This window comes from Limnohabitans sp. MMS-10A-192 (genome assembly GCF_003063335.1).
In the GTDB taxonomy this organism is placed as follows: domain Bacteria; phylum Pseudomonadota; class Gammaproteobacteria; order Burkholderiales; family Burkholderiaceae_C; genus Limnohabitans_A.
The window spans coordinates 416758-440786 of the sequence record NZ_NERX01000002.1 but is presented as its reverse complement, the minus strand read 5'-3'; the positions used below and the strand labels follow the sequence as shown (position 1 = coordinate 440786).

General features: G+C 60.9%; 24 protein-coding genes. 3 read left to right on the top strand and 21 right to left on the bottom strand.

Features of this window, described 5'->3' with window-relative positions; genetic code table 11:
* Positions 1-4 precede the first annotated feature (4 nt).
* From B9Z43_RS06955 to B9Z43_RS06940, 4 genes are read right to left on the bottom strand one after another with little or no spacing between them, the layout of a single operon-like run.
* Positions 5-1057 carry a TauD/TfdA family dioxygenase gene (locus tag B9Z43_RS06955; RefSeq protein ID WP_158270079.1) on the bottom strand — a complete coding sequence of 351 codons (1053 nt, stop codon included), beginning with the start codon at positions 1055-1057 and terminating at the stop codon, positions 5-7.
* A gap of 35 nt (positions 1058-1092) precedes the next feature.
* A complete protein-coding gene (locus B9Z43_RS06950; RefSeq protein WP_108324077.1) occupies positions 1093-1848 on the bottom strand; it encodes an ABC transporter permease in 756 nt (251 codons plus the stop codon).
* A complete protein-coding gene (locus B9Z43_RS06945) occupies positions 1838-2638 on the bottom strand; it encodes an ABC transporter ATP-binding protein (RefSeq protein WP_108324076.1) in 801 nt (266 codons plus the stop codon). The genes B9Z43_RS06950 and B9Z43_RS06945 overlap by 11 nt, the downstream gene beginning before the upstream one ends.
* A 28-nt stretch (positions 2639-2666) precedes the next feature.
* Positions 2667-3671, bottom strand: a complete 1005-nt coding sequence (locus B9Z43_RS06940) for an ABC transporter substrate-binding protein (RefSeq protein ID WP_108324075.1) — start codon at positions 3669-3671, stop codon at positions 2667-2669.
* 147 nt (positions 3672-3818) lie between these two features.
* Between B9Z43_RS06940 and B9Z43_RS06935 the strand changes: the two genes are divergently transcribed.
* Entirely contained in the window at positions 3819-4553 is a 735-nt protein-coding gene (locus B9Z43_RS06935) for a Crp/Fnr family transcriptional regulator (RefSeq protein WP_108324074.1), read from the top strand.
* Positions 4554-4591: 38 nt separating this feature from the next.
* Here the strand turns inward: B9Z43_RS06935 and B9Z43_RS06930 are convergent, their stop codons facing one another.
* The 3 genes from B9Z43_RS06930 to B9Z43_RS06920 all read right to left on the bottom strand — a co-directional run bounded on the left by B9Z43_RS06930 (position 4592) and on the right by B9Z43_RS06920 (position 7278).
* Positions 4592-5440: a 3-hydroxybutyryl-CoA dehydrogenase gene (locus B9Z43_RS06930; protein ID WP_108324073.1), complete on the bottom strand. Its 849-nt coding sequence runs from the start codon at positions 5438-5440 to the stop codon at positions 4592-4594.
* Between the two features lie 99 nt (positions 5441-5539).
* Positions 5540-6346, bottom strand: coding sequence for an ABC transporter permease (locus tag B9Z43_RS06925; protein ID WP_108324072.1), 807 nt, complete (start codon positions 6344-6346; stop codon positions 5540-5542).
* Positions 6347-6348: 2 nt separating this feature from the next.
* Positions 6349-7278, bottom strand: coding sequence for an ATP-binding cassette domain-containing protein (locus B9Z43_RS06920; protein WP_108324071.1), 930 nt, complete (start codon positions 7276-7278; stop codon positions 6349-6351).
* A gap of 95 nt (positions 7279-7373) precedes the next feature.
* On the opposite strand from B9Z43_RS06920, the gene asd reads away from it, so the two are divergent.
* Positions 7374-8219: an archaetidylserine decarboxylase gene (asd, locus tag B9Z43_RS06915; RefSeq protein ID WP_108324160.1), complete on the top strand. Its 846-nt coding sequence runs from the start codon at positions 7374-7376 to the stop codon at positions 8217-8219.
* 115 nt (positions 8220-8334) lie between these two features.
* Here asd and B9Z43_RS06910 read toward each other — a convergent pair whose 3' ends face one another.
* The 10 genes from B9Z43_RS06910 to B9Z43_RS06865 all read right to left on the bottom strand — a co-directional run bounded on the left by B9Z43_RS06910 (position 8335) and on the right by B9Z43_RS06865 (position 20031).
* A complete protein-coding gene (locus B9Z43_RS06910; RefSeq protein ID WP_199222271.1) occupies positions 8335-10203 on the bottom strand; it encodes a potassium transporter Kup in 1869 nt (622 codons plus the stop codon).
* Between the two features lie 112 nt (positions 10204-10315).
* The gene (gene gshA, locus B9Z43_RS06905) at positions 10316-11611 is read right to left on the bottom strand and encodes a glutamate--cysteine ligase (RefSeq protein ID WP_108324070.1); all 1296 of its coding nucleotides are present in this window, start codon (positions 11609-11611) and stop codon (positions 10316-10318) included.
* Positions 11612-11708: 97 nt separating this feature from the next.
* Positions 11709-12989, bottom strand: a complete 1281-nt coding sequence (locus B9Z43_RS06900; protein ID WP_108324069.1) for a glutamate-5-semialdehyde dehydrogenase — start codon at positions 12987-12989, stop codon at positions 11709-11711.
* 36 nt (positions 12990-13025) lie between these two features.
* Complete coding sequence (holA, locus tag B9Z43_RS06895; protein ID WP_108324068.1) at positions 13026-14078, bottom strand: DNA polymerase III subunit delta; 1053 nt, start codon at positions 14076-14078, stop codon at positions 13026-13028.
* 10 nt (positions 14079-14088) lie between these two features.
* A complete protein-coding gene (gene lptE / locus B9Z43_RS06890) occupies positions 14089-14631 on the bottom strand; it encodes an LPS assembly lipoprotein LptE (protein ID WP_108324067.1) in 543 nt (180 codons plus the stop codon).
* 8 nt (positions 14632-14639) lie between these two features.
* On the bottom strand, positions 14640-17357 hold the full coding sequence (gene leuS / locus B9Z43_RS06885; RefSeq protein ID WP_108324066.1) for a leucine--tRNA ligase: 2718 nt from the start codon (positions 17355-17357) through the stop codon (positions 14640-14642).
* 181 nt (positions 17358-17538) lie between these two features.
* Positions 17539-17967 (bottom strand): biopolymer transporter ExbD, encoded by a 429-nt coding sequence (locus B9Z43_RS06880; protein WP_108324065.1) that lies wholly within the window; start codon positions 17965-17967, stop codon positions 17539-17541.
* A 3-nt stretch (positions 17968-17970) separates the two neighbouring features.
* Positions 17971-18615 carry a MotA/TolQ/ExbB proton channel family protein gene (locus tag B9Z43_RS06875; protein ID WP_108324064.1) on the bottom strand — a complete coding sequence of 215 codons (645 nt, stop codon included), beginning with the start codon at positions 18613-18615 and terminating at the stop codon, positions 17971-17973.
* Between the two features lie 15 nt (positions 18616-18630).
* On the bottom strand, positions 18631-19446 hold the full coding sequence (dapB, locus tag B9Z43_RS06870) for a 4-hydroxy-tetrahydrodipicolinate reductase (RefSeq protein WP_108324063.1): 816 nt from the start codon (positions 19444-19446) through the stop codon (positions 18631-18633).
* Between the two features lie 45 nt (positions 19447-19491).
* Positions 19492-20031: an outer membrane protein assembly factor BamE gene (locus B9Z43_RS06865; RefSeq protein WP_108324062.1), complete on the bottom strand. Its 540-nt coding sequence runs from the start codon at positions 20029-20031 to the stop codon at positions 19492-19494.
* Between the two features lie 83 nt (positions 20032-20114).
* Here B9Z43_RS06865 and fur point away from each other — a divergent pair, with 83 nt between their 5' ends.
* The gene (fur, locus tag B9Z43_RS06860) at positions 20115-20543 is read left to right on the top strand and encodes a ferric iron uptake transcriptional regulator (protein ID WP_108324061.1); all 429 of its coding nucleotides are present in this window, start codon (positions 20115-20117) and stop codon (positions 20541-20543) included.
* Between the two features lie 15 nt (positions 20544-20558).
* Here the strand turns inward: fur and hprK are convergent, their stop codons facing one another.
* The 4 genes from hprK to B9Z43_RS06840 form a co-directional block, all read right to left on the bottom strand.
* The gene (gene hprK, locus B9Z43_RS06855) at positions 20559-21500 is read right to left on the bottom strand and encodes an HPr(Ser) kinase/phosphatase (protein WP_108324060.1); all 942 of its coding nucleotides are present in this window, start codon (positions 21498-21500) and stop codon (positions 20559-20561) included.
* Between the two features lie 26 nt (positions 21501-21526).
* Positions 21527-21994: a PTS sugar transporter subunit IIA gene (locus B9Z43_RS06850; RefSeq protein ID WP_108324059.1), complete on the bottom strand. Its 468-nt coding sequence runs from the start codon at positions 21992-21994 to the stop codon at positions 21527-21529.
* Positions 21995-22148: 154 nt separating this feature from the next.
* A complete protein-coding gene (gene hpf, locus B9Z43_RS06845) occupies positions 22149-22478 on the bottom strand; it encodes a ribosome hibernation-promoting factor, HPF/YfiA family (protein ID WP_108324058.1) in 330 nt (109 codons plus the stop codon).
* Between the two features lie 211 nt (positions 22479-22689).
* Entirely contained in the window at positions 22690-23904 is a 1215-nt protein-coding gene (locus B9Z43_RS06840; protein WP_108324057.1) for an MFS transporter, read from the bottom strand.
* Positions 23905-24029: the final 125 nt, after the last annotated feature.

The window sequence follows — 24029 nt, the reverse complement described above, 5'->3', positions numbered from 1 at the left end:
AGTTTCAACGTCGCTGAGCCGCGTTGGCCACCGCGTTCAGGTCCACGCTTTCGAGTGCGCTGAAGATGGCTTCCACCGCTTGCTGTTCACGCGGGCTGGCCGCTTGCATGCGGGTGGTGTCCAGCAGCTGGCGCATCACCGAAGGCTGACCGCCTGCCGCAGCACCGGCACCGGGGTTCAAGGTGGGCACAAAGCTGCCGCAAGTCATGCGCTGGCCTGCGCGGTAGTGCGGCGCGTAGTCGAACACGGCGTAGTGCTGCGTGGCGCAGTTGTCCCACATGGCCACCGAGTCTTTTTCCCAGCGAAAGCGCACCATGAATTCGGGCTTTTTCACCCATTCGTAGAGCATGTTGAGCACCGCCTCGGACAGGTCCATGTGCATGCCCAGCAGGCGCTTGGTCCAGATCGAGTTGACGAACAAAATCTTGCGGCCGTTGTAGGGGTGCGTGATCACGGCCGGGTGCGTCACCGTGGGCGTGTTCTCGATCATCTTGCACTCTTGCTGGCTGGCCTGCACCATCATGCCGCTCTTGGCCGAGGCCCGTTGCGCCAGGCGTTCGTTGGCATTGATGCGGCGAAAGTGCCAAGGCAAATCGTGATCGGCCTGCAGGCCCTCCAGCATTTGTTGCATGCCGGGGTTGAGCGCGTCATACGCAGCACCCGCGTGCATCCACATCGTGTCGCCGCCCGACGGGGGCAAGTCGGTGATGCGCAAGATCGAGACCATGTTGGGCTTCTTGCGGAAGGTCACGTCGGTGTGCCAGCGGTCGGTCTCGGGGGCTTCGTGGCCTTGGTTGGAGATCAGCTGGATTTGCGGATGGCCTTCGATGTGCGGAAAGAACTCGTGCTGCTCCATCTCACCGAAATTTGCACCCAGGCGGATGTAGGCCTCGGGCTTCAAGGCCTGCTTGCGGAAGAACACCACGCCGTATTGCCACAGCGCTTGCTTGATTTCTTCGTAAACGTCTTCCGAGCGGGTGTTATTCAGGTCAACGCCGCTGATCATGCCGCCGATGGTGGGCGTCATGGGGTCGACTTGGATGTGACGGAATTTCATTTTTTGTTCTCCTTGATGTGTCAAAACAGCCCGGCTCATTGCCAGTGCAGCAAACGTTTTTCGAGCCAGGTCATGGTGCGCACCACGGCAACGCCCAGCAGGGCCAGCACCAGCAGCAGCGCCATCACGCCATTGACTTCAAAGGTGGAGCCCAGGTAGGCCAGCGACTGGCCCAGGCCTTTTTCGGACGCGATGATCTCGGCACCGATCACGCCCAACATGGCGTAGATCAGACCCAGGCGCAGACCCGAGAAGATCACCGGCACAGCGCCTGGCAAGGTGACTTGGAAGAAAGTGGTCACGGCGCTGGCCCCCAGGGTTTTGCACAGCGTGACGTGGTCCTGGCTCACGCCGCGAATGCCGGCCACCGTGCTCGACAACACGATGAAAAACGTCAGGCTGCAACCCACGGCGATCTTGGAGCCCAGGCCCAAGCCAAACCACAAGATGAACAGCGGGGCCAAGGCGATGCGGGGCATCACGTTCATGGCGTTGAGGTAGGGGTCGAGGAATTTCTCGACCTTGGGGAAGGCCACAAACAGCAGGCCCACGGCCATGGCCGCCGAGCTGCCCAGGGCAAACGAAATCAGCGTGCCCGCCATGGTCCAGCCCAGGTCGGTCCAGAGCTTGCCGGTGGCGATGTTGTTCCAGAGAAATTGGATGACGCCGCTGGGCTGACCGACAAAGGTCGGGTCGAGCCAGCGGTTGACGGTGAGCCACTCGCCCAGCGCCAACAAGACGGCGATGAACACGATGTGGGCACCGCCCCAGCGCAGTGTGTCAGCCTTCATGTTTGCTCCAGCCAGATTCGAGGTGCGACCACAGCTGCGCATACAGCTCGTGGAAATGGGGGTCTTTTTGCAGCTCGCGAATGGAGCGCGGGCGGGGCAGATCGATGGTGATGTCGGCCACGATGCGACCGGGGCGCGAAGTCATGACGACCACACGGTCGGACACGGCCACCGCTTCGGACAGGTCGTGCGTGACGAACAACACCGACTGCTTGTGTTGCTGGCACAGGCGCAGCAACAGGTCTTCGAGTTGCAATTTGGTTTGCGCATCCAGCGCGCCAAAAGGCTCGTCCATCAACAAGAGCGGCGAGCCCATGGCAAAGGTGCGCGCCAGGGCCACGCGCTGGCGCATGCCGTGCGACAAGGCCTTGGGCAAGGCATTCTCAAAACCGGCCAGACCCACTTCTTGCAACATGGCTTGGGCACGTTCTTGCGCCTGGACACGCGGCACGCCGCGCACTTCCATGCCAAACATGGCGTTGCCCAAAGCGGTTTTCCAGGGCATCAGGCTGTCGCGGGCCAGCATGTAGCCGACTTGCGGGTTGCCCTGACGCGGCGCTTGGCCACCCACTTGCAAGCTGCCCTTGCCGGTGTGCGGCACCAGCCCGGCGGCCAGGTTCAGCAACGTGGTTTTGCCACAGCCGCTGGGGCCCACCAGGGAGACAAACTCGCCTTGCCGAACGTGCAGCGAGACATCGGACAACACCTGGTTGGTGCCGTCAAAGCTCAGGTGCACGCCATCGGCAGCGATGGCCAGGGACGTTGCGCTCAATTCAGGTGCTCCGCTCATGCAATCAGGGGGTCAGGTCGTGCAGCGATCAGCGCAGTTGCAAGATCTTGCTGGTGTCAAAGTTCTTGTCGATCTGCTTGGTGTTGAACAAGTAGTCGGCCGCGTGCTGCAAGGCTTTGGGGTCCAGTGAGAATTTGGAACCCCCAATCGAGTTGCGCAACGAGGCTTCGACCGCTGCTGCACCCGCAGGGCCATCGATCTTGAAGGTGTCGTTGATGACCTTGAGCACGGCCGCAAAGTTGGCGGGGTTCTGAATGAAGGCTTCGGACTCGCGCATGGCTTTGGCAAAAGCGTCCAGCGTGGCGCTGTTCTTTTGCGCAAAGTCACCCCGCACCGTCATCGGGCCAGAGGCACCGTTGAGCTGCGTGATCTCTTTGGGGCCTTCGCCTTTGCGGGGGTCCACAATCACGCGGCACACTTTCATGGCGGCGCAAAAACCGTCCATGGGGGCAAACAGCATCACGGCGTCAATTTGCTTGTTGGCAATGGCAGGCAAGGCGGTGTTGGGCGCGCCCACGGGCACGATGGTCACATCAGCGCCCGACAGGCCCGCGCCCTTGAGGAGGTCGAGCAACTGGAATTCAGCGCCGGAGCCGCGGGCCGTCACACCAATCTTCTTGCCCTTGAGGTCGGCCATCACGGCGGGGTAGCCTTTGGCGGCGTTGGGCGTCTCGGTGTGGGCACCAGCCATCAAAAAGAAGATGTTGTCGCGTGCGGCGTTGCCGATGATCTTGAGGTCAGCCCCTTTGTTGGCGGCCTGAATCACCACTTCCGAAGGGCCAAACGCGACGTCAATGTCGCCAGCCATCAGGGTCTGGATGCCCAAAGGACCCGCGGGGATGGTTTTGAGTTCGCACTTGAGACCGTTCTTTTCGCAATAGCCGTTGGCTGCAGCCACACGAACAATCATGTTGCCCAGACCCGGATAGTCCTGGATGCGCAGGGTCTGGGTTTGCGCCATGGCGTTGGCGCTCAGGGTCAGAGCGATGGCACCGAGTGTGGTGCGCAGAAATGCAGGGGCAGAAAATTTCATGTCGTCTCCGTTGTTGGGTCTGTGACTTGATCACCGTCAAGCTCGGCAGGGCCTATTTGATGGTGCAGGGCAACGGCAAATTGTTTCTGAGGTGACAATTTAGGGGAAAGCACTCAAAGAACAAGCCCTAACTCGACGGAAGACAACATGCCGCAGCTCCCTACGCCAAGCTACAAACACACACGCAAGGCCTTGCGCGCGCCGGTCTACAAATCGCTGGATGCGGATGTGTTCACCAAGGTGTGGGCCGAGAACTCTGCCCTCACGGCGCGCTCGGCCAAAGCGCTGCACAGCGTGGGCGTGCTGCGCCACTGGCAAGAAGGTCAGGTGGTGTTGTGCAGAGGTCAGGCCACATCGACCGCCTTGCTGCTGGTCAAAGGGCGCTTGCGTGTGAGCGTGACCACACCCGAAGGCGAAGAGCAATTGCTGCGCTGGATGCTGCCCGGCGAAATTTCAGGATTGAGTTCGGTGTTTGCCGAAACCACCTACCCCGCTGACTTGGTGGCTGTGGGCACCACCCAGGTGCTGCACATCGAACGGCCCCGTTTGATTGACTTGATCAACCGAGATCCGGCCGTGGCCGTGGACCTGCTGCGCATCTTGGGCTTGCGCATCAACCAACTCTTCGACACCCTGGCCGACCAAGGCATGCACAGCCTGGAGCAACGCGTGTGGGCCACTCTGGAGCGCATCGCCAAATTCAACAGCGTTGCCGTACCCGATGGCGTGATGCTGCGCGTGAGCCAGTCTGATCTGGCGCAAGCGGCGATGGCTTCGCGCCAAAGGGTCAACCAGCAGCTTCGGCAGTTCCAGGACCAAGGTCTGATTCGCCTGGGCTACCGAAACATCGTGCTGTTGCGCACCCCCAGCCGCGAAGACTGAGCTGCCGTGCAAGCCGCAAGGCTTACACGGTCACCTGATCAGTAGGTGTAAACGCCCTGACCGGTCTTGCGGCCCAAACGGCCTGCAGCGACCATTTCTTTGAGCAGCGGGCATGGGCGGTACTTGCTGTCGCCGAACTCCTTGAGGTAGACCTCCATCACGGCCAGGCACACGTCCAGACCGATCATGTCGGCCAGCGCCAGCGGGCCAATCGGTTGGTTGCAGCCGAGCTTCATGCCGGCATCGATGTCTTCGGCTGTGGCCAGCCCTTCGGACAGCACAAACAGCGCTTCGTTGATCATGGGCACCAAGATGCGATTGACGACAAAGCCGGGGGCGTTCTTGACGGTGATCGGGGTCTTGCCCAAAGCGGTGGCCAGGGCGTGCACGGCGTCGTGCGTGGCGTCGCTGGTCTGCAGGCCACGGATGATTTCCACCAGCGCCATCATGGGCACGGGGTTGAAGAAGTGCATGCCGATGAAGCGGTCAGCGCGCTGCGTGGCGGCGGCCAGTTGGGTGATCGAGATCGACGAGGTGTTGGATGCGATGATGACCTCGGCCGGCAGCATGCCGTCGAGTTGCTTCAAGATCTTGACCTTGAGGTCCTGGTTTTCGGTGGCGGCCTCGATGACCAGCTGCGTGGCCTTGAGGTCTTCATAAGAAGTGCTGCCCTTGATCAGCGCCAAAGCCTTGGCCTTGTCGGCTTCGCTGATTTTTTCTTTCTTGACCAGACGGTCCAGGCTGCCCGAGACGGTGGCAATGCCTTTGGCCACGGCCGCTTCAGAGATATCAACCATCACCACCGGGATGCCCGACACCGCGCACGCCTGTGCGATGCCATTGCCCATGGTGCCTGCGCCAATGATGCCTACGGTCTGGATGCTCATGCTCAATCCTTGAAAGTGTGTGATGGAAATAAAAGAACGATCTTAGCGGGTGGATGGGGGCGAATTGCTGACACATGCCCCCACTGTGAAGGATGAGGTTCAGCTCCTGAAGCGCTTGCGCGTCAACGCCAACGCGATCCAGAACGACACCACCGCAAACACGGCCAGCACCAGCACGTTGCGCATTGGATGCTCTGGCCAGCGGTCCATGAAGAGGGGCCGCACCAAATCAACGGCCACCGACAGCGGCAGCCAGTCGGCGATCACGCGCACAAACGCGGGCAGTTGTTCACGCGGAAAGAAGATGCCCGAGAGGAACATCATGGGCGTGAGGAACAGGGTGAAGTAGTAGGTGAAAAAGTCGTAGCCCTTGGCCAGTGCGTTGAAGATCAGCGCCATGCAGCTGAAGGTGATGCCCACGCCCAGCAGCACGGGCCAGGCGACCAAGAGCTTCCAGCTGTGGCTGATGCCCAAGGCCATCATCACACCCAGAATGGCCGTGACGGTGAACAGCGCTTTGAAGGCGGCCCACAGCATTTCGGCCAGCACCACATCGTCCAGCCGCACCGGGGCGTTCATGATACCGTCCCAGGTTTTTTGCACATGCATGCGCGAGAACGCCGAGTACAGTGCCTCAAAGGTCGCTGCGTTCATGGCACTCATGCAGATGCTGCCGCTGGCCAAGAACAGGATGTAGGGCACCTTCTCGCCGCCCAACTCAATCTGCCCGACGAGCGAACCCAAGCCGTAGCCAAAGGCCACCAGCCACATGAGGGGCTCGGCGATGTTGCCCACCAAACTGGGGATGGCCAGCTTTTTCCAGACCAGCCAGTTGCGCTGGAACACAGGCCACCAGCGCATGGACAGGCGGGGCGCGGCCCAGATGTTGTTTTGAATTTGACTCATGATCAACCTTCCTCGCGGATCTGGCGTCCGGTCAACTTCAGGAACAGGTCTTCCAGGTTGGAAGGGCGGTGCAAGGTGCGCAGCGCGGGCCAGGCCTCTAGCGCGTGCATCAACGCGCGGCTGTCTTGGGTGTAGAAGAAAACCGTTTCGCCGCTGACCTCGACACGCCCAGCCAGTGCCTTCAAGCTGGCTTCTTGCGCCAGCGCCACCGCGCCTTGGCCAAACACCTCAACCACTTCAGGCTCCAGGTGCTCGGCGATCAAATCGCGGGGTTTGCCTTCGGCGATCTTGCGGCCTTGGTCCAGCACCAGCAGGCGCGAGCACAGGCGCTCGGCTTCGTCCATGAAATGGGTGGTGAGCAAGATGGACTTGCCCTCTTGCAGCAGCACCTGCAGCCGCTCCCACATCAGGTGGCGCGCCTGTGGGTCCAGCCCCGTGGTGGGCTCGTCCAGCATCAAGAGTTGCGGGTGGTTGATGAGGGCGCGGGACAAGCTCAGGCGCCGCTTCATGCCCCCCGACAACTCGCCCGGCTTGGCTTTGGCTTTATGGCTCAGTGCACCAAACTCCAGAAGTTGGGGAATGCGCTCGCGGATCACGGCATCGGGCAATCCGAAGTAGCGGCCAAACACCAGCAGGTTTTCTTCTGCTGTGAAGTCCGGGTCCAGCGTGTCCATCTGCGCGACCACGCCCAAGCGGGCCTTGATGTCCAGCGCGTCACGCGGCATTTGCAAACCGTCGAAATAACGGATGGAGCCGCCATCGGGTTGCGACAAACCCAGGCACATGCGCAAGGTGGTGGTTTTGCCCGCACCGTTGGGGCCGATCACGCCCAGGCATTCGCCGGGTTCGATGTGGAAAGACAGGTCGTTGACCACCGTGGCATCGCCGTAGCGCTTGACTAGGTGATCGACCGAAAGCAAAGGGGTGTTCATGGCTGGATTGTGCCTGTGCCGAGAGCGTCGGGCTGCCCGATAAAATCAGTGCCTTCTTCTGAACCGCCCCCGGCGGCCACCACATGTCCCCTTCCATTTCTGACCGTCTGGCGGTTTTGCCGCAGTACCTGATTCCCAAACAAGCCCTGACCACCTTTGCGGGTTGGGTGGCGGGCAGCCAGTGGGGCGGTGTGACCACCGGCATCATCGATCGCTTTGTGCGTCGCTACAACGTCAATATGGCTGAAGCGGCCAACCCGGACACGGCCAGCTACAAGAGCTTCAACGAGTTTTTCACCCGCCCGCTCAAGGCCAGCGCACGGCCACTGGCCGATGCGGCTTATGTGAGCCCGGTGGACGGGGCCATCAGCCAGTGCGGCCCCATTTCTGGCGATCAGGTGTTTCAGGCCAAGGGCCACAGCTACAGCACACGCGCTTTGGTGGGCGGCGACGCGGCGCTGGCGGCACAGTTTCAGGACGGTGAATTTGCCACGCTCTACCTGAGTCCGCGCGACTACCACCGCATCCACATGCCTTGCGCGGGACGCCTGACGCGCATGATTTACGTGCCGGGGGATCTGTTCTCGGTCAACCCGACCACGGCACGCGGTGTGCCCGGCCTGTTTGCGCGCAACGAGCGGGTGGTCTGCGTGTTTGAAGGCGAGCACGGCCCCTTTGTGATGGTGCTGGTGGGCGCGACGATTGTGGGCAGCATGGCCACCGTGTGGCACGGCGTGGTCAACCCACCGCGCCCCGGCCAAGTGCGCGAATGGGCCTACGAGATGGGCAACATCAGCTTGGCACAGGGCGAAGAGATGGGCCGCTTTTTGCTCGGCTCCACCGTGGTGATGCTGTTCCCCCAAGGCGTGATTCAATTCAACGCCGACTGGACACCCACGCGGCCCATTTGCATGGGCGAGGGGATGGGAACGTTGAAATAATTGGAATCTGACCCCAATTGATTTGACCCCAATTGATTCACGTCACCCCGCACGCGATGCGGGGTCCATGCAGCTCAAGCACATGCATACCGGACCCAGTCCGGCATGGCACAGATCAGATCTCGATCTTCGAGCCCAGCTCGACCACCGCGTTGGTGGGCAGGTTCAGGAACTCGGCCGCTGCACTGGCGTTGTGGTGCATCTGGGCAAAGAGCTTTTCCCGCCAAGTGGCCATGCCGCCGCCAATCGTCGGGATCACGATGTCGCGTGACAGGAAGTAGCTGGTCATCATCGGATCGAGTTTGTAGCCATCGTCTTCAATGGTGGCCAGTGCCGATGGCAAGTCGGGGTTGTCCTTGAAGCCGTAGTTGACGATGACCTGCCAGCAGTCATGCCCCAAGGGCGTCACGTCCAGACGCTGACTCGCGTCCACGCGCGGCACCTCGTGGCTGCGCACGGTGACAAACAGATTGCGCTCGTGCAAAACCTTGTTGTGCTTGAGGTTGTGCAACAAGGCATTGGGCACGGCCCCTGTCTCGGCCGTCAGGAAGACGGCCGTGCCCTCCACCCGCGTGGGCGCAGAGATGAAAACCGCTTCCAGAAAATCCGTCAACTGCAGGGCATCTGTGCGCAAGGACTCGTTGAGCAGGCGTCGCCCATCGTGCCAGGTCAGCATGAGGGTGAACACGGCTGCGCCGATCATGAGCGGGAACCAGCCGCCGTCAAACAACTTGAGCAGGTTGGAGGCCCAGAACGCCAGATCGACCACAAAGAAGAAACCGGTGGCCCCAATGCACAGCGCCAGCGGCAGCTTCCAGGCGTAACGGATCACAAAGAAGGTGAGCACCGTGGTGATCAGCATGTCGGTGCACACCGCAATGCCATAAGCGGCGGCCAAGTTGCTCGACGACTTGAACATGACCACCGCCATCACGATGGCCACAAACAAACCCCAGTTCACAAAGGGCATGTAGATCTGACCAGTGTCGGTCTCACTGGTGTGCAGCACTTGCAGGCGCGGCAGGTAGCCCAGCTGGATCACCTGTTTGGTCACGCTGAAGGCCCCCGAAATCAGGGCCTGCGAAGCGATCACGGTGGCCATGGTGGCCAGGCCCACCAAGGGCAGCAAGGCCCAGTCGGGCGCCATCATGAAAAACGGATTTTTGACCGCTTCAGGCTCAGACAACAAGAGCGCGCCTTGGCCAAAATAGTTCAGCACCAAGCAAGGCATGACCACGCTGAACCAAGCCAGACGAATGGGCTTTTTGCCAAAGTGCCCCATGTCCGCATACAGCGCTTCACCGCCTGTGACGCACAACACGACCGCGCCCAAAATGATGAAGGTGGTGCCCGGCTCGTTCCACATGAAGCTCAATGCGTAATGCGGGCTGATGGCGAACAGGATTTCAGGGCGTTGAACGATGTGCGACACCCCCAGCACAGCGATGGCGGCAAACCAGACCAAGGTGATCGGGCCAAAGAACTTGCCGATGCCCGCCGTGCCGCGCTTTTGCACCCAAAACAAGCCAAACAAAATCACCAAGGTGAGCGGAATGACCGATTTCTTGAAGGTGGGCGAAATGACTTCAAGACCCTCGACGGCCGACAGCACCGAAATCGCGGGGGTGATGACGCCATCGCCATAAAAGAGGCAGGTGCCAAAGATGCCGACCACCAGCAAAACTTTGCGCAGTTGGGGTTTGTCTTTGACCGATTGCGAAGCGAGCGCCAACATGGCCACCAAACCACCTTCGCCGTGGTTGTCGGCACGCAACACCAGCACCACGTACTTGACCGACACGATGGTGGTCAAGGTCCAGAAGAAGATGGAAAGGATGCCGTAAACGTTCTCGGGCGTGAAAGGCACGTGGCCGGAGCCAAAGACCTCTTTCATGGCGTACAGCACGCTGGTGCCGATGTCGCCGTAAACCACGCCAATGGCGCCCAAGGTCAGGGCGGCGAGTGAGGATTTTGTAGAAGACACAAAAAATGGCCTGACCATGGGTCAGGCTTTGAAACTTGAAGTTCGCTATTTTGCGCCCGTTCAAGCGGGCATGTCACCGACTTTGGCGACAATTTGTTGCAGTGCAGCAACTTCAGTCGTACACCTCGGCCTCGGGGTCGGTGGCTTCCAGCTCGTAGCTGGCGGCCAACATGGCCAGGCGGCCAATCACGCCGTACATGTAAAAGCGGTTGGGCACGCTGGCACCGGGTTTGATGCCCGGCTGGGGCAGGTGCGGGGTGTCGGCAAAGGCCAAAGGCACAAAGCTGGCACCCGGTGCGTTCAGGTTCTCGTCCACACCGCGCTCGGCATGCACGCGGTAAAACCCGCCCACCACATAGCGGTCCATCATGTAGACGACAGGCTCGGCCACCGCGTCGTTGATGCGCTCGTTGGTCAGCACGCCTTCCTGGATGATCACGTCGTTGACGGTCTGGCCGTCCTTGATGACGTTCATCTTGTTGCGGGTCTTGCGGTTCAGCGCGTCGAGATCGGACACATCGCGCACGGTCATGATGCCCATGCCATAGGTGCCGTTGTCGGCCTTGACGACCACAAAGGGCTTTTCGTTGATGCCGTATTCCTTGTATTTGCGCTTGATCTTGGTCAGCAGCGCATCCACATTGCTGCGCAGGCACTCCATGCCCTTGCCTTCGGCAAAGTTGACATCGCCGCACTGGCTGAACATGGGGTTGATCAGCCAAGGGTCAATGCCCAGCAGCTTGCCGAAACGCTTGGCCACTTCTTCGTAGCTCTGAAAGTGCTTGGTCTTGCGGCGCACGCTCCAGCCGGCGTGCAAAGGCGGCAGCAAAAATTGCTCGTGCAGCTCTTCCAGAATGCCTGGGGCACCGGCCGACAGGTCGTTGTTGAGCAAAATGGTGCAGGGGTCGAAGTCTTTCAAGCCCAGGCGGTGCTTGCTGCGCACCACGGGCTCCAGCGTCACACTTTCGCCGTTGGGCAGCTCGATGGTGGTCGGCTCCTTGATGTCGGGGTTGATCGAGCCGATGCGCACGTTCAGGCCCGCCATGTGGAAAATGCGCTGCAACTGCAGTACGTTCGTCAAATAGAACGTGTTGCGGGTGTGGTTTTCCGGAATGATCAGCAGGTTTTTGGCCTCGGGGCAGATCTTCTCGATGGCTGCCTGCGCCGCTTGCACCGCCAAAGGCAACATCTCGGGCGTCAGGTTGTTCCAGCCGCCGGGGTAGAGGTTGGTGTCCACCGGGGCCAGCTTGAAGCCTGCATTGCGGATGTCGACCGAGGTGTAAAACGGCGGGGTGTGCTCCATCCACTCCAGACGGAACCAGCGCTCAATCGCCGGCATCGAGTCGAGGATGCGCTGCTCGAGCTCGTTGATGGGGCCATTGAGGGCTGTGACGAGATGGGGAACCATGGGTTGGCCTTCGGTAAACGGGAACTGAGAAATGATATGGGGCCGGAAGATGCCAACACAAGCACCTACCGGACATGGCCGCAAAATCTGCGTGCGCTCAGGTACGGACTTCGCCCTCGCCCAGCACCACGTATTTGAGCGAGGTCAGGCCTTCGATGCCCACCGGGCCACGCGCGTGGAATTTATCGGTGCTGATGCCGATCTCGGCACCCAGCCCGTACTCAAAACCGTCTGCAAAGCGGGTGCTGGCGTTGACCATGACGCTGGACGAGTCGACCTCGCGCAAAAAACGCTGGGCGTGCATGTGGTCACGCGTCAGGATGGCTTCGGTGTGGTGGCTGCTGTAGTGGTTGATGTGGGCAATCGCCTCGTCCAGCCCATCCACCACCTTGACGCTGATGATGGGTGACAGGTACTCCTCGAACCAGTCCTGCTCCGTGGCGTCTTGCAGCTTGGCCCCGCTGACCTGGCTCAAAATGGCCTTGGCCTTGGGGCAGCAGCGCATTTCCACGCCCTTGGCCGCATAAATGGCGCCAATCTTGGGCAGGAATTCGGCCGCCACGCCACGCGCCACCAACAAACTCTCACTGGCATTGCAGGGGCTGTACTTCTGCGTTTTGGCGTTGTCGGCCACCCGGACCGCCATGTCGATGTCGCACGGGTCGTCCACATAGGTGTGGCAATTGCCGTCCAGGTGCTTGATGACCGGCACCTTGGCCTCGGCGCTGATGCGTTCGATCAAGCCCTTGCCCCCGCGGGGGATGACCACGTCCACAAACTGCGGCATGGTGATCAGCTGGCCTACAGCGGCGCGGTCGGTGGTCTGCACCAATTGCACCGCATCGACCGGCAAACCGCTGTCGGTCAGCGCTTGCTGCACCAGCTTGGCCAAGGCCTTGTTGGAGTCGATCGCCTCGGAGCCACCGCGCAAGATGCAGGCATTGCCGCTTTTGATCGACAAGCTGGCCGCCTCAATGGTCACATTGGGGCGGCTCTCGAAAATCATGCCGAACACGCCAATGGGCACCCGCATCTGGCCCACGCGGATGCCGCTGGGTTGCTGCTTCATGCCCAAAATTTCGCCGATCACATCGGGCATGGCGGCCAATTGCTCGCAGCCTTGGGCACAGGTTTCCAGCACTTTGGGCGTGAGCTTGAGGCGGTCCACCATGGGCTCGGACAGGCCGTTGGCTTGGGCGCGGGCCAAATCCTTGGCATTGTCCAGTTGCAGGGCTTCGGTGTTTTCGCGCAGCAAAGCGGCCAATCGGCGCAGGGCCTGGTTCTTGACGGCGGCAGAGGCCTTGGCCATCAAGGCCGAGGCTTTTTTGGCCTGTTGCCCGAGGGTTTGGACGTGTTCAACGGTGTTCATGGGGCCCATTTTCGCAGATGCCAAGGGGATGGCGCAGCGCTGGAATCAACGCACCATGCACATGCGCGAAAACCGCATGGCCAAGCGCCCCAAGGCTTGCCAGGGGTCGGTCGGCCAATCGGGCACCTTCAGGCCTTTGACGATGCCGTCCACCTGGTGGGCCGATTGCAGCAAGCCGTTCAGGCGGGCTTCGGACAAGCGGGGCAAGACGCGCTCAAACAAACGCTCACGCGGGCCCCAGACACGCTGCTCCCGCAGGGCCATGGGCAAGGGCTTGCCTGCAGCCATGGCGTCTTTGACGCGCTTGAGGGCCCGGATGTCTTCGGCCAGGGTGTAGTGCACCAGCACAGCGGCTTCGCCCTCGGCCTGCAGGCCGTCCAGCATGCGCTGCACACGCGAGACCTGCCCGGACAAGACCGACTCGGACAGCTTGAACACGTCGTAACGCGCGACATTGAGCACCGCCGCTTCGACTTGGTCCTGGCTGAGTTCGCCCGCGGGGTGGAGCAAACCGAGTTTCTGGATCTCTTGGTGCGCTGCCAGCAAGTTGCCTTCCACGCGGTCGGCAAAAAACTGCAAGGTGCGCTGCCCTTCTTCGCCTGCGGCCACGCTTTGGCCCTGACGCTGCAAGCGCTGGGCGATCCACTGCGGCAAAGCGTTGCGGTCCACCGGGTCGATCTGAAGGGTCACGCCCGCGCCTTCCAACGCACCAAACCAGGCCCCTTTGCGGGTGGCCGCATCCAGTCGGGGCAACAAGAACAAGGTCAGCGTGCTGTCGTTGCCCTGCGCCGATTCGGCCAACTGCTGGATGGCCGGACTGCCCTCTTTGCCGGGCTTGCCCGAGGGGATGCGCACTTCCACAATTTGTTTGTCGGCAAACAGGCTCATGGAGCCGCCTGCGGCCAGCACTTCGCTCCAGTCAAAGTGTGCACCCGCCACGGTGTGCACCGTGCGTTCGGTGTAGCCCTGCGCTCGGGCCGCCGCTCGAATGGCATCGGCCGCCTCCTGGATGAGCAAGGCTTCGTCACCGTGCAAGGTGTAGAGGCTGCGCAAGCCTTTTTGCAGGTGCGCGCTCAGCTGAGGAAGGGCCAGTTGCATCGCTCAGGCGTCAGGGTTTGGCCGGCGCTGCAGGCATGATTTTTCGGGGCTTGACAAGTGACAAGCGGCGCATGATCTGCTGCACGATGTCCGTTTGCATGTCACGGTACATCATGCCCATCTCGATTTCCTTGGACAAGGCCGCCGTTTCTGTGAAGCTCAAATCGCGCTGTTGGTAGAGCTCCACCGGCTCGATCCACTCCTCGCCTTGCGGCGTGCGCAGCCGGAAGCTCACACGCAAGCGCAACTGCATCTCGCGCACCTGACCGGAGGCATTCATGCCCACCACCACCTGCTGGCGAACTTCGCTCAGGATGTCGAGGATGGCATCGGTGTCCGGCATTTTCTTGGGGTCGGTCACCAGGTCAATGCGGCCCGAGCCCAGCAAGTTGCGGCGCAGCTCCACGCCCAGCGGTGAGCTTTCCGAGAAGTTGCCGTACAGGGTCTTGAACGGGAAATCCTGCGTCTGGCGCAGCGCAAAGCCACAAGCCGTCAGGGCCACCGCCGGAGCGATGGCCAAAGCAGTCAAGATGCGGCGGCGCGAAGCGTTCATGCGGACTCTCAGACGACGATGTTGACCAAACGGCCCGGCACCACGATGACCTTCTTGGGCGCAGCGCCAGCGGCCTGCTTGACAAAGGCCTCGTTGGCCAAGGCAGCGGCCTCAATCTGCGCTTTGTCGGCTGACGCAGGCACCAGGATGGACCCGCGCAGCTTGCCGTTGATTTGCAGCATCAGCTCGATCTGGTCGCGCTCCAAAGCCGACTCGTCCACGGTGGGCCAAGGCGCATCGAGCAACTCGCCTGCAGCTTGGGCAAAACCCAGTTGCTGCCAAACTTCGTCGGTGATGTGCGGGCAGGCGGGGTAAAGCATGCGCATCAAGAGGGAGACGCCTTCGCACAGGGCGGCGGTATCGCCTGCACTGCCATCGGGCTTGAAATCTTCCAACGCGTTGAGCAGCTTCATGCAGCCGGACACCACGGTGTTGTACTGCATGCGCTCGTAGTCGTAACCGACTTGCTTGAGCACCAGGTGCATCTCGCGGCGCAAGGCTTTGGCCGCATCGCCCAAGGCGGCTTGGCTCAGGTCTTGGCTTGTGGCCGAACGCAGCAATTCGTGGTGCTTGAAAGCGAAGTTCCACACTCGGCGCAAGAAGCGGTAGCTGCCTTCCACGGCAGAGTCGTTCCACTCCAGCGTCACCTCAGGCGGTGCGGTGAACATGGTGTACAGGCGCGCCGTGTCGGCACCGTAGCGCTCGATCAGGTCTTGCGGGTCCACGCCGTTGTTCTTGGACTTGGACATGGTGCCCACGCCCTCATAGTCGATGGCGGTGCCCACGGGCAAGCGGCCATCGCCGCTGTCGGCTTCGTTCTTGAGCTTGGCGCCGATCACCTTGCCGGTCTCGTCGAGCACATGCTCCACGTCGTGCGGCCAGAAGTAGTCCTTGCCGCCCTTGGCGGTGCGGCGCGAATAGATGTGGTTGAGCACCATGCCCTGCGTGAGCAGCTTGCTGAAGGGCTCATCGACCTTGACCAGGCCCAAATCGCGCATGACCTTGGTCCAGAAGCGGGCGTAGAGCAAATGCAGGATGGCGTGCTCGATGCCGCCGATGTATTGGTCCATGCCGCTGCCGCCAGTGGCGTTGTTCTGGTCCCGCATCCAATAGTCCGCACCCTCTGCCACCATCTTCTCGGTGTTGGTCGGGTCGCAGTAGCGCATGAAGTACCAGGACGAATCCACAAAGGTGTCCATGGTGTCGGTCTCGCGGCGTGCGGACTTGCCGCACACGGGGCATGTCACGCCCGCGTGGAAGCCTTCGTGCTTGTGCAGCGGGTTGCCCGAGCCGTCCGGGATGCAGTCTTGCGGCAGCACCACGGGCAGGTCTTTTTCGGGCACGGGCACCGCGCCGTGCTCGTCGCAATGGATGATCGGGATCGGCGTGCCCCAGTAGCGCTGGCGGCTCACGCCCCAGTCGCGCAAACGCCAGGTGGTTTTCTTCTCGCCCAGGCCTTTGGCGGCGAGCAGTTCGGCCACTTGGGTCACGGCGGCTTTTTGGGTCAAACCATCGAGTTCACCCGAATTGATGCACACGCAAGTTTGCTTGTCACCGTACCAGTCCTGCCAGACGGTGGCGTCGAAGGCTTGGTCTTTGACGGATACGACCTGCTGGATTGGCAATGCGTATTTGAGTGCAAACGCGAAGTCACGCTCGTCGTGCGCGGGCACGCCCATGACGGCACCGTCGCCGTAACTCATGAGCACGTAGTTGCCCACCCACACTTCAACTTGCGCACCGGTCAATGGGTGCGTGACGAACAGGCCCGTGGGCATGCCCTTTTTCTCTTGAGTGGCCAGCTCGGCTTCGGTGGTGCCACCGGTTTTGCACTCTTCCAGGAACGCCGCCAAAGCAGCGTTGGACGAAGCAGCATGCAGTGCCAACGGGTGTTCAGCCGCCACGGCACAAAAGGTCACGCCCATGATGGTGTCGGCGCGGGTGGTGAAGACGTACATCTTGCCGTCGCCAATCAAAGCGCCGTCAGCGCCAGCGATGCTGTGCGGGAACGCAAAGCGCACGCCCTCAGATTTGCCGATCCAGTTTTCCTGCATCAGGCGCACTTTGTCGGGCCAGCCGTTCAGCGTGGCCTTGTCGTTGCCGATCTGCACATGGTCCAGCAGCTCTTGCGCATACTGGGTGATGTTCAGGTAATAGCCCGGGATCTCGCGCTTTTCGACCGGAGCGCCGGTGCGCCAGCCTTTGCCGTCGATGACCTGCTCGTTGGCCAGCACGGTCTGGTCCACCGGGTCCCAGTTGACGACTTGGGTCTTGCGGTAGGCGATGCCTTTTTCGAGCATCTTGAGGAACAACCACTGGTTCCACTTGTAATAAGTAGGGTCGCAGGTGGCAACTTCGCGAGACCAGTCGATGGCCAAGCCCATCGCCTGCATCTGCTTTTTCATGTACGCGATGTTCTCGTACGTCCATTTGGCCGGGGGCACGCCGTTTTTGAGGGCGGCGTTTTCAGCGGGCAGGCCAAAAGCGTCCCATCCCATGGGCATCAAGACGTTGAAGCCCTTCATGCGCAGGCTGCGCGTGAGCATGTCGTTGATGGTGTAGTTGCGCACGTGGCCCATGTGCAGCTTGCCGCTGGGGTAAGGCAGCATGGAGCAGGCGTAGAACTTCTTTTTGCTGGCGTCTTCGGTGACGCGGTAGGCATCGCGGGCCGTCCAGCGGGACTGCGCTGCGGGTTCGACTTCGAGGTGGTTGTACTTGTCTTGCATAGGGGTCGATTGTAGGCTGGCGCGGGTGCTGATCTTGGTGAGTTGACCGGCGTTGGGGCCCGCAGGACGGGTGGCCCGGGCGCCTCAGACGCAGGCTCAACATCGTTGCCCGGGCCACCCGTCCTGCGGGCTGGCGAGTGACCGCTGGTCATCCGACCTTGCGCCGGAACTGTGTGGTGGCTCAGCGCTTGGGGGCAGAGGGGGTCTGGGCGACGAAGCCGATGCGGGACAGGCCCGCTTTTTGGGCCAGGCCCATGGTTTCGACCACGCGGCCGTAGGGCACGGACTCGTCGGCACGCAGTTCCAGCTCGGTGTCGGGGTTGCGTTTGGCAGCATCGGCCAGGCGCAGGCGCAAAGCTTCGGGCGTGATGGGCTTGTCGTTCAGGTACACCGTGCCTTGGGCGTCCACCACCAAGGAGACCGCTTGGGGGGATGCACCGGCCTCGCCGCCCTCAGACTGGGGCAAGTCCAGGCGGATGGCGCTGGTCATCAGGGGGGCTGTGAGGATGAAGATCACCAGCAAGACCAGCATCACGTCCACCATGGGCGTGACGTTGATCTCGCTCATGGGCGCATCGGCTTTGGAGGACGCCAGGCGACCGAAGGCCATGGTTCAGTCCTGCGGATCGGCCAGCAAGCCGCGCACATCGTGGGCAAAGCCTTCGAGTTCGGCTTCGATCAATGCGATCCGGCGCCCCAGCAGGTTGTAGCCCAGCACGGCTGGAATGGCCACGGCCAGACCGGCGGCGGTCATGACCAGGGCTTCGCCCACGGGGCCTGCGACCTTGTCGATGGTCAGTTGCCCGGCCTCGGCCATGCCGGTCAGGGCATTGAAAATGCCCCAGACGGTGCCGAGCAAGCCCACAAAGGGCGAGATCGAACCAGCCGTGGCCAGCAGCAATTGGCCCCACTGCAAACGGCGCACCACCTGCTGCAAGGCGTCGCGCAAGACGCGGGTCAACTGGTTCTGGCGGTCACCGGACGAGGCCAAGGTGCCGCCCACAGGCAACAAAGTCGCTTCCAGCAAGGGCGCGACACAGGCATCGCGGTCAAACTGGGCCACGCCGTGTCGGGCAGCGTCAAATCCAGGGGCTTGCCAGAATGCGGCCACACTGCGGCGCACATCGAGTTGAACACGGGCCAGCAAACGCCATTTCCAGAGAATCACCACCCAGCTGCTGACCGACAAGGCCAACAGCAAGACCGCCAGCACACGGCTGACAAGATCGCTGTGGAGCAAAAAGTCGCTCAAACTCATGGTGACCGCTCAGGCTCAGCGCAAATTCAACACATCGAACATGTCGAACAAACCGCGCTGCTGGCCGGCCAGGTAGCGCACTGCACGCAGGCTGCCTTGTGCATAAGTCGAGCGGCTGGAGGACTTGTGGGTCACTTCGATGCGCTCACCAATGCCGGCAAACAAGACGGTGTGGTCGCCCACGATGTCGCCGCCGCGGATGGTCGAAAAACCGATGGTCGAGGGATCGCGTTCGCCGGTGTGCCCGTAACGTTCGTACACGGCGCACTCTTTCAAATCGCGGCCAATGGCGTCGGCGATCACTTCGCCCATCTTGAGCGCGGTGCCCGAGGGCGCATCCACCTTGTGGCGGTGATGGGCTTCGATGATTTCGATGTCGTAGCCGGTGGACAGGGCTTGCGCCGCCATTTGCAGCAATTTCAAAGTCACGTTCACGCCCACGCTCATGTTGGGGGCCATGACGATGGCGATGTCTTTGGCGATCTCGGCGATCTCGGCTTTTTGTTCTTCGGTGAAACCGGTCGTGCCGATCACGGCTTTGACGCCCAGCTCACGGCAAACCTTCAGATGGGCCAAAGTGCCTTCGGGACGGGTGAAGTCGATCAGGAAGCCCGAATCCTTCAAACCGGCTTTCACATCCGACTGCACCGAAACGCCGCTGGCCTTGCCCAAAAAGGCGGAGGCGTCATGGCCCAGTGCGGGACTGGAAGCGATGTCCAAAGCGCCGGACAAGCGGCAATCATCGGTAGCCAAAATGGCTTCAATCAGCATGTTTCCCATGCGGCCAGTGGCGCCGGCCACGGCAATGGGCAAAGTGTTCGAGGAGGTCATGGGGTTTTCAGGGCTGGTGAAAGGGGCACGGGGCACCTTTCTGGTTCAACGGACCGCAGGCTCCAGTGGAGGGTAGCTGCTGGGCAAAGGGGCCAAGGCCGGCCGAGGTGCTTCGGCCTCCTGCGGCTTGTTCGCAGTGAAACGTTTCAAGTCTTCCTCTGTGGCTTCCAGCTTCGGGGTCTGCCCTGTCGCACGCGGGCGCACCAAGCGGCCTGCAAACTCGGACTCGCTGGGCAAGAGGTCACTTTCGATTTGATCGAGCACATCCCCCTTGAAAACCACGGTCAGGCGGAAATTCTGGGCAGACACCCCTTGGCGCTTGATGCTGAAGACATAGTCCCACCGATCGGCATGGAACAAGCTGGAGACCAGGGGCGTGCCCAAGATGTCACGCACCTGCGCTTTGACCATGCCCGGACGAAGCGCTTGACGCTGCTCCTTGGAGACAAAGTTGCCCTGCACCACTTCAGGAACGTACGGCTTGAAAGTGTCCTGGTGGACACTGCCGCAGCCCGCCAGGCCAGCGCTCAAAACGAGGCCAACAAGCCAGGCGCTCGGGAAGCGGGAAATCAGGGAAGCTGTCATGTTTGAAGAGGGCCGATATGATCGGGGCATTGTAGCGGCTGTAAGAAATTTTGTTCCGTCTGCCTTACCTCTTAGCAAACCCCATGAGCCAAATCGACGAACTCAAAAACAACGGCCTTAAAGCCACCTTGCCCCGACTGAAAATCCTAGAGGTTTTTCAAAGCGGCGCGCAACGGCACATGACGGCCGAAGACGTTTTTCGTCACCTGCTGCTTGACAACACCGACATCGGTCTGGCCACGGTTTACCGGGTGTTGACCCAGTTCGAGCAAGCGGGGATTTTGAGCCGCAACCATTTTGAAAGCGGCAAAGCGGTTTACGAGCTCAATGAAGGCCAACACCACGACCATGTGGTGTGCCTGGACTGCGGTCGGGTGGAAGAGTTCTACGACCCTGAAATCGAGTCTCGGCAACAGGCCGTTGCACAGGCCAAGGGCTTTGTGATTGCAGACCATGCCCTGAGCTTGTACGCCCACTGCACGCGCACCCCCTGCCCTCACCGCCAGCGCTGAGCCGCGAAGCGGCCCTTATTCCATGGCGCGGCGCTGGCGCTCGATGAAGTCCTGGTAGGTGTCGATGCCCCGCATCTGCAAGATGGTGTTGCGCACAGCAGCCTCCACCAACACCGAGATGTTGCGCCCGGCCACCACCTGGATCACCACCTTGCGCACCGGGATGCCCAGCACGTCTTGCGTGAGCGGCTCCGAGGGCATGCGTTCGTAATCGCGGTCAAAAGTTTCACGGCGCACCAAGTGCACGATCAACTTCAGGCGCATTTTGCGGCGCACCGCTGTCTCGCCAAAAATGGCCCGGATATCGAGCAAGCCAATACCGCGCACTTCCAGCAGGTTCTGTAACAAATCGGGGCAACGCCCCTCGATGGTGGTCTGGTTGATGCGGTACAGGTCCACGGCATCGTCGGCCACCAGACCGTTGCCACGCGAAATCAGCTCCAGACCCAATTCACTCTTGCCCAAGCCCGATTCGCCGGTGATCAGCACACCCATGCCCAGGATGTCCATGAAGACACCGTGCATGGTGGTGCGGTCGGCAAAGTGTTTGGACAGGTAGGCCCGCAACACGTCGATCACGAAAGCCGAAGATTGCTCGGTGGCAAACATCGGGATTTGTGCCCGCTCGCACATGGACAGCAAGGCGTCCGGGGCAACCTGGCCATCGGCCAGCACCAGCACGGGCGGCTCCAAGGTCACGATGCGCGCGATACGACGGGCGCAGTCGTCTGGCGTGGAATTGGTCAGATAGGCCACTTCGCGTGGCCCCAAAATCTGAACCCGGTAGGGATGGATGTAGTTGAGGTAACCGACCAGATCGGCGCCTGAGCGGGCTTCACGCACAGCCACTTCATCGAAGCGGCGCTCAGAAGCTCCCAGCCCGGCCACCCACTGCCACTTGAGTTTGCCGCGGTGGTCCTCAAACAGGACGTCGGCACTGATGACGGAAGGCTTCATCGGAACTACTCAAGACGGGTCTGTGCTCAGACCGTTTGGGCGGACTGCCACTGGGCAATCAGTTGGTGGAGTCCATCTTGCGTGGCACTGCTCTTGATGTTTTCACGCAATTGGCTGTCACTCAGCAACTCCGCAATTTCGGACAAGATTTCCAGATGCTTCTGGGTCGCAGCTTCCGGCACCAGCAAGAAAATCAACAAATTGACCGGCTGCTCGTCAGGCGCATCAAAACCGATGGGCTGCGCCAACTGAAAGACGGCGGCCATTGGGGCTTTGAGGCCCTTGATGCGACCGTGCGGTATGGCCACACCGTGGCCCAAACCGGTCGAGCCCAAACGCTCGCGGGCAAACAGGCTGTCGGTCACCAGTGCACGCGACAAGCCATGCAGGTTCTCAAAGAGAAGACCCGCTTCTTCGAACGCACGCTTCTTGCTGGTGGCTTCCACCTCAACAAGAACTTGGGCAACAGGCAATATGGATGAGAGACGATTCATGTTCGAGGCGGATTATGCACCTGTCGCCGCCCAACCGCTTTGCAGCCGGTGTCGCGTCTGCAAACCATGACGTGGCATGCACAGCGTGCCATTGGCTCCAAAAATGAAAAAGGGCCGCAGATAGCGGCCCTGGTACACCGGGTCATCAACCCCCTCACATCATGCGTTTAGGCGCACTGTGGTGGTGGTCCGTGATGCGGTCCTTGTGCTTGACCACCTGACGGTCCAATTTGTCGACCAAGTCGTCCACAGCAGCATACAAGTCCTCGTGCGCGCTCTCGGCGAACATGTCGTTTCCTTTGACATGGATGTTGCATTCAGCACGTTGGCGTTTTTCCTTTTCCTTCTGCTTTTCCACGGTCAGCAGCACTTTCACATCGACCACCTGATCGAAATGTCGGGTAATGCGGTCCAGTTTGCCTGTCACATACTCGCGCAAGGCAGGGGTAACTTCCAGATGGTGTCCGCTGATTGTCAAATTCATAAGCTTGGCCTCCATAGATCCCGTGTAGGAAAAGCCCCTCCGAAAGGGGGGGCAACAAACCACTTTTTCAAGTGGTTCACCTCCACTATGCGCCCGCCTTTTGGGAAAAGCAATGCGCCCTATGGAATGCACTGAGGGGGCTGGGAAATTGAGCCCAAAGGGCCATTTCGATGTTATCGTGCTGGATGAGTTGATGTGGCTCAGCTGCGATTCACACCTGTGGTGCCCCATGCAAGCGCACCCGCCCAGCCAGCCAGACCGACACCAAGCTGGCCGCCACACCGATCACCCCTGCCACCCAGTAATTCGTCAATTGCCCATGGGCATCACGGCCAATGATGGCCCCTCCCACCATGGCTGCCAGCCCCATGGCTGCAGACTGCACGGCCGAATTGAGGGTCATGAAAGTACCGCGCAAACGCGGCTCCACCGCCGATGAAATCAGGGCCATGCCAGGAATCATGCGACCACTCATCATGGTGAAAAATGCCGTCGAGATCAGCAGCAAGCCCGCCAAAGGCAAGCCTGCCGACAAAGTGGTGGCCATCAAAGGCAGCGCGACAGCCACCGCCAGGCGCTTGAACATTTTGACTTTGCCTACACGGTCAGTCAGCCGACCAAACAAGCGCGCCGTCAGCAAGGTGGCCGTGCCGCCGAGCAAATACACCCAAGGGACCTGCTCGGGCAACATGCCCGCATTCGACTGCAAATAGATGGTGATGTAAGGGATGACCGTGAAGCCCGCAAACATCATCGCGGCCGACAAGGCAAAAGCTTTCAGATGGTTGGCCTCGATCAAGACTTGGCCAATGCTGCGCCAGACGCTGGCGCGATCGGGATGATGCAAATGGGCATCCAACTGCGGCAGGGTTTGCCAAGCGCCAACCACCAACAAGCCCACCATGGCGGCAATGGCCATGAAGGGCGCGTGCCAGCTCAAGTGCGCAGCCAAAAACAGGCCCAGCGGCACGCCCGCCACGGTGGAGACGGAAAACGAGGTCATGACCACCCCCATGGCCCTGCCGCGCCGCTCGAACGGAATCACATCGGCCACGATGGTCTGCGACAAAGCCGACAAGACACCACCAAACACACCGGCAGCCACTCGGGCGACCATCAACCAGCCATAGGTCGGCGCCAACCCGCACGCCAGCGTTGCCAAACCAAAGAGGGTGTACATGGTCAGCAGCAAGCGCTTGCGGCTGAACCGGTCCACATAGGTGGCCGCCAGCAAACCCGATGCACCGGCCGACAAGGTGTAGGCCGAGACCAGCACGCCGAATTCAGCGTTGCTGATGTCAAACAAGCGGGTGAACTGAGGCCCCAAGGGCATCATGATCATGAAGTCGAGAATATGGGTGAATTGGATGCCTGCAAGCGTCAGCAGCAGCCAGCGTTCTCTTCGAGGGGACAAGGAAGCGGTCATGAAGGAGTCAGAGTGAATCCATTGAATCTAACACCCCGGCCTCGGCCGCTTATTTCACAGCGCGGATTCACAGCAGTGACACACAAACGCTCAGGGCCAATGCGATAATCCTCCCATTCATTTTT